We start from the raw sequence: 5,611 nt of genomic DNA, 5'->3' as shown, positions 1-5,611 counted from the left end.
AGTCTGGCTCTCCGAGAGCCAGGAGCGGATGCTGGCCGTTGTCGAGCAGGGCCGCGAGGAAGAAGTCGCGGCGGTGTTTCACAAGTGGGGGCTCAATGCGGCCTATATCGGGGTGCTGACCGAGACGGGCAATGTACAGGTTTGGGACGGCGAGCGCCTGGAGGCCGATATTCCTGCCAAGTCGCTGGCCGACGAGTGCCCGACCTATTACTTAGACGCCGCCGAGCCGGAGTACATCGCCCAAGTCCAGAGCGCCGATTTCTCTACTCTGCCCGAGCCCGAGAGCTACGGCGAGGTCTTGCTCAAGCTACTCGCGACGCCCAGTATCGCTAGCAAGCGCTGGGTCTGGGAGCAGTACGACACGATGGTGCAGACCCAGACCGAGGTTCTTCCGGGGCGTGGCGATGCGGCGGTGCTGACCATTCGTGAGGCCAACGGGCGCAAGATCGCAGCGACCACGGACTGCAACCCGCGCTTCTGCTACTTAGACCCGTTTGTGGGTGCGCAGCTGGCCGTGGCCGAGGCAGCGCGTAACTTGAGCTGTGTGGGAGCCGTGCCCGCCGCGCTGACGGACTGCCTGAACTTTCCGTCGCCCGAGAAGCCTGCAGGATTCTGGCAGTTCCGTCGTGCGGTCGAGGGGATGGCGCAGGCCGCGGATTTCTTTAAGACGCCCGTTGTCTCGGGTAACGTCAGTTTTTATAACGAGACCCCCGAGGGCGCGATCTACCCCACGCCTACGGTGGGCATGGTCGGCGTGATCCCCGAGGGCGTTGAACCGATGGGCCTGTCTTTCCAAAACGATGGCGACCTGATCTATCTGCTCCGCCCCGTCGGCACCGAGAGTGCGACGGGAATTGCGGGAAGCGAGTATCTCTACCGCGTTTTTGGCCGCGCCGAGGGCAGGCCCGAGCTAGACTTAGCCGCCGAAGCGAGTGTCCAGAAAGTTGTCCGGGAAGCTGTCGCCGGAGCACTCATCCAGAGCGCCCACGACTGCGCGGAGGGGGGCTTCATGACCGCCGTCGCCGAGAGCTGTCTGGCAGGTGGTAAAGGTGCCGAGATTCGCTTTGCCGTCACGGATTTCGTCGCCGCCGATGGAAGCGATCTTCCTTGGAGCACCGTTCTGTTTGGTGAGTCTCCGAGCCGAATTGTTGTGACAGTCAAAGAGGGGACGAAAGAGCAAGAAATGCTCCTTGATCTGTGTGAACAAAATGGGGTTGAGGGAGTCTTTATCGGCCAGGTGAAGGGCAGCAACAAGCTCGATGCCGCGGGGCTTCTGGAGCTCTCACTCGATCAGCTTCGTGAGGCTTTCGAGGGAGCGATTCCGAAAATTATGGGTAAGTGAAACGAGCCTTCCTGCCGATACTTTTGGGAGGAAGGCTTATTTATGTGGATCTACAGCAAGAAATCAAGTGCGGCATTTAACATCAACCATGTTGCACGATTGTTTATCGAAGTGACGGGTAGCGGCGCGGCGCTGAAAGTGGAGATCGCAGGAAAGCCGCAGATGCTGGCCTACTTCGATGATAAAGAGATGGCTCAAGTCGCACTTCTCGATATCCTTGCCAAGCGCGAGCTAGGCATCCCCTTGATGCGGATGTAGTACAATAGGATGTGAACTTCCCTGACCTGCACCGCCATCTGGGGGGCGCAACTCACCCCCGCATTCTCTGGGGCTGGATTGAGAAGCACGGTCGGGAGACGGCTGTCGCGGCGCGGCTCCGGGAGCGATTCCCGGACTACGCCGCGTTTTCGTATTTCTTCAACCGTCCCTTCACCGATCTGGCTGACTATCTCACGGTGCACCATCTGGTGGAGGAGCTCCAGTCGCAGGAGCTTCCCTACTTTACGCACCGAGCGGTGCGTGGTGCAGCAGTCTTTGAAGCGTTGGACTACTTAGAGCTGCGCTTCAACCCCTACAAGCGCACCCCGAGCGGTCTTCCCGAAGCGGAGCGCCTCGCCCTCATGCCCGAGGCAGCCCAGCAAGTGATCCGCGCTGCCCAGACCGAGTTTCCGATTCGTACTGCGTTTATTCTCTGCATGGACCGGGGCTTCACGCCCGCGCTGAACCGACAGATCATCGCACTGGCGCACGCACTCCCCGAAGTCGTTGCCGTGGATTTGGCTGGCCCGTACCAGCCTGGTGGCCCGACTCTGGATCAGTGGACCGAGCTCTACGCTGAGGCAAAGTCGGTGGGGCTACACACCACCGCGCACATGGCCGAGTCCGACCCCAGCGACATTCACTCCAGTCTTTTTCCCTATCTGGAGCGCATCGGCCACGGCATCCAGATCGCCCTCCACCGCCCCGATTTGCTCCCCGAGCTTGCCGAGCGTGGGATTTGTTTAGAAGTCTGCCCGACCACCTATCTTCGCACCAACACCCTTCAGGATCTATCGGAGCTACGCCCCGTCTTCGAGCGCTGTCAAGAAGCAGGCGTTCCCATCTCCATCGCCACCGATAACCCTGCGCTTCACGGTGAGGCCGGAAAACTCGTCAATGAGTATGAGAAGCTCGTCCGCGCCGAAGCCATTCACTTCAACGACATTCTCACCTACGCCGCCGTTGGTTATAAATTTGCGTTTGAGCAGACCAAAGAAAAACGCTCACGAAAGTGAACTCGTGAGCGTCGTTCTTCTGCCGTTATTTAGCGTGAACCGAAAGAAACAACTTGACCAAATTTGGAACTATTGATTTATATTTCTGATAACTTAATAAATATTTTATTAATACTATAATATTTATGGCATGGCAAGATCAATAATGTTATTACTAGAAAAAAATGTGTCAATATCCGAAAAAGTGCCATTGTTGAAATTTATTCGCCGTATACCTGCTGTTGATTGACTTGATAAAACAAATATAGTTTCATCATTTTGTGATCTTATATTTCTTCCAATTGCTAACGCACTATCTACTAGACCTGGCACACTATAATCATTACCAAGAGGACTTCCTTCTAAATTATACCTAAGTAATCTCTTGCCTTTTATATCAGCAATAATCATTTCTCCATTTGATGCAAATATCACGGAAGATGGTTGATTTGAACCACTTGTTGAAAAAATAACGATATCTTTATCGAACGATATATTATCTGTGCTTATATTATACCTACGTACAACATAAGTATCAGGACTTGATAAGGTGTTTAACGCTGTTACGTATAGTTTACCGTCTGGGCCGGTTTTTATATCATATACAGTGGAAAGAGTATTGTCTAATATATTCTCGCGGACAACTAAGCCAGAATCTTTATTAAAGATATGGAATCCGTCATCGTTAAACCCAATGATATTTCCATTTGGTAGAATGCCAAGTGCTTCAATGTCAAATCTTCTGGATGCCATAGGCGTTCCTAAAGAACCATCAGTCTTAATAGATTGAATAAAGTTACTTGTACCTGAATTAACTGTGACATACATCGTGCCGTCCGAAGAAATACAGATTTGTCCATTACCTAAAATATTGGGAATTTCCGTTTTCCCGATTTCTTGTCCATTACGTGAGTTATACCTCATGATTGCGTAAATGCTTGAATTTGCCGGTGATGGTCTCAGGGCATAAAGTGTTGGAGCGGGGGAGAGATTTTCAACTTGTACGACTATATCTGCTTTTGCCTCCACTAAACGACTTCCTACATAGAAAAAAGCAACTATTTTTCCAGAACCGCCTGAATTTGCAGATAATCTACCTGTTCTAGTATCTAGCGTACCAACATTACCTTCTAGCCTCCACCGTGGCTCCCAGTCGCTAAGTATATTATTGGAACTGTCTAGTACACGAGCAATAAACGTGTAGGTACTGCCTGGAGGAATTGATGATGTAGGTACTGTTATTTCTATTGTCTTTATCGATATTCCAGAAGGAACAATATCAATAGTCTCTTGATTATTGGGCCTTACTAAAGTTGTATCACTTTTTTTAATTACTACTCCTGGTACATTTATTTCGACTATTGATCCGTTTTTGTCTTTCACATTTGCATCATAAGTACCTTCAGGAACTTCAGCACTAAACTGTCCGTTAGAATCAACAGGGATGACTTTTTCAATTGTCTGACCACTATTGCTTTTACCTTTGACAGTGACTATAAGGTTATTCCAGGCAGTTGAAGCATTATTAATATAGTCAAGATAACCTTGTACACGACCTGTTAGGTCCGTTACTGGGTTGCCGTCGTTACTACCACCACCACTACAGCCAGAGAGTGTACTTAGATAGGAAATAGAGAGAAGCGATAGAGATAAAAAGTTTTTACGTGTTGATTTCATAGCTTTACCTTTGTTTAGAAACTGAGATTTTACTAACGTGAACCGATTGGGATATGTATGGCATACTCTCTTGATTTATCTAAATCAGAAGTTAATTTTATATATACGTAATCATATTTGCTGTTGTTATCTAATTTGAACATTTTTTTGAATGGTATTTTTATATTTTTATTATATTTAGGTGATTTTTTATCATAAAACAAAGTGAACGTATAATTTTTATAATTAATTGATTTTGAATCATCAATTATTGAAATACAAAAAATTTCAGCGTTACTGATTCGATCTGTGATGAATTCATTTCCTAATTTTATAATTCGACCATTACCTGGACATCCAGGTAATATACTGACTTCACGATTATTATACTTAATAGTTATTTTAATCTTAATCATTTCTGTTGAATTATTTCTTTTTATTTTTTTGCGCTGGAGGCGTTGATTTTTTTACAGGTAGTGTATTTATTGATGGGGTTTGTTTTGGTTTACTGTCTATTGGCTTAATTTATGATTCGATATCCTTATCCGTTTTTTTTCTGAAGTAAAGATTTGAACCTGATTCGCTCTTTAACTTTAGATTCATATTTTTTATTAATTTTGAATTGACTATCTTACTTAAGATGTCATCTTGTTCATTTAAATTAATTAGGCAATGTATGTCAGTTTTATCTTCTTCATAATTAGCATCGATGTGGAATTTAGTTAGATTTTGAAGCTCTTTGCTAATTTCTTTATATTCTTCCCATTTAATTTTTTCGAAAGTAAAAAAGACTTTTTTAGTAAGGTTTTGAATCTCATTACTAATTTTATCAGCAAGTTTTGTTGTCGCTTCGTCTAGTATTTGTGACGCAAGTGAATCATTCCAATCTTTTTCATTTGTTGGTTCTGATGGAGAGACTGATGGATTAATGAAGTTACCTGCTTTTACGCCGCGTATAATTTTAGTTAATGACATTGCTTTCATTAAAATGCTTACGCCAGGATTGAAAACTGCTGTTGTTAACATCTCTTTTGCCATGTCTTTTGCGATATTTTTGCCAAATAACGTTTCTATTGTGTTTTTATTAGTAGTTGTTTTTAATGATACTGTATCATAAAATACTATTATTGAGTCTCTTCTGGTTATCTTTACTGATATTTCTAATTTTAGCCAATATTTGCCGTCTGGAGACTCTAATTTCTCGCGAGGGGACTTTTCATCAAATCCAAAATTTAGTTTCTCCAAAATAGTTGCTGCAAATATCAATTTAATTTCTTGAACGAAGGGCCACTTTTCTAAAATTCATAAAGCTTTCCCCCTCCACTTCTCTCAAATATATTGGTCTTTAATCTCAACATTT

The 5,611-nt window shown here is 45.5% G+C and carries 6 protein-coding genes; 3 read left to right on the top strand and 3 right to left on the bottom strand.

The window, feature by feature from the left end; all coding sequences use genetic code 11:
• The 3 genes from RMO15_RS11150 to RMO15_RS11140 all read left to right on the top strand — a co-directional run.
• Positions 1-1,342: AIR synthase-related protein (locus RMO15_RS11150; RefSeq protein WP_309712055.1), on the top strand; the 1,342-nt coding region annotated here is incomplete at its 5' end.
• A 42-nt stretch (positions 1,343-1,384) separates the two neighbouring features.
• The gene (locus tag RMO15_RS11145; RefSeq protein ID WP_309712052.1) at positions 1,385-1,600 is read left to right on the top strand and encodes a hypothetical protein; all 216 of its coding nucleotides are present in this window, start codon (positions 1,385-1,387) and stop codon (positions 1,598-1,600) included.
• 11 nt (positions 1,601-1,611) lie between these two features.
• Positions 1,612-2,616 (top strand): hypothetical protein, encoded by a 1,005-nt coding sequence (locus RMO15_RS11140; RefSeq protein WP_309712049.1) that lies wholly within the window; start codon positions 1,612-1,614, stop codon positions 2,614-2,616.
• 123 nt (positions 2,617-2,739) lie between these two features.
• Here RMO15_RS11140 and RMO15_RS11135 read toward each other — a convergent pair whose 3' ends face one another.
• The 3 genes from RMO15_RS11135 to RMO15_RS11125 all read right to left on the bottom strand — a co-directional run bounded on the left by RMO15_RS11135 (position 2,740) and on the right by RMO15_RS11125 (position 5,517).
• Positions 2,740-4,272: a hypothetical protein gene (locus tag RMO15_RS11135; protein WP_309712046.1), complete on the bottom strand. Its 1,533-nt coding sequence runs from the start codon at positions 4,270-4,272 to the stop codon at positions 2,740-2,742.
• Positions 4,273-4,304: 32 nt separating this feature from the next.
• Complete coding sequence (locus RMO15_RS11130; RefSeq protein ID WP_309712042.1) at positions 4,305-4,667, bottom strand: hypothetical protein; 363 nt, start codon at positions 4,665-4,667, stop codon at positions 4,305-4,307.
• Between the two features lie 109 nt (positions 4,668-4,776).
• Positions 4,777-5,517 carry a hypothetical protein gene (locus RMO15_RS11125; protein WP_309712040.1) on the bottom strand — a complete coding sequence of 247 codons (741 nt, stop codon included), beginning with the start codon at positions 5,515-5,517 and terminating at the stop codon, positions 4,777-4,779.
• Positions 5,518-5,611: the final 94 nt, after the last annotated feature.

It is taken from the genome of Armatimonas sp. (assembly GCF_031410135.1).
GTDB lineage: Bacteria > Armatimonadota > Armatimonadia > Armatimonadales > Armatimonadaceae > Armatimonas.
This window is presented reverse-complemented; position numbering and strand designations above follow the sequence as displayed.

Bases quoted from the DNA above. Each gene is read 5' to 3' on its own strand.
- RMO15_RS11145 (WP_309712052.1), top strand. From the start codon at position 1,385: ATGTGGATCTACAGCAAGAAATCAAGTGCGGCATTTAACATCAACCAT.
- RMO15_RS11130 (WP_309712042.1), bottom strand. From the start codon at position 4,667: ATGATTAAGATTAAAATAACTATTAAGTATAATAATCGTGAAGTCAGT.
- RMO15_RS11135 (WP_309712046.1), bottom strand. From the start codon at position 4,272: ATGAAATCAACACGTAAAAACTTTTTATCTCTATCGCTTCTCTCTATT.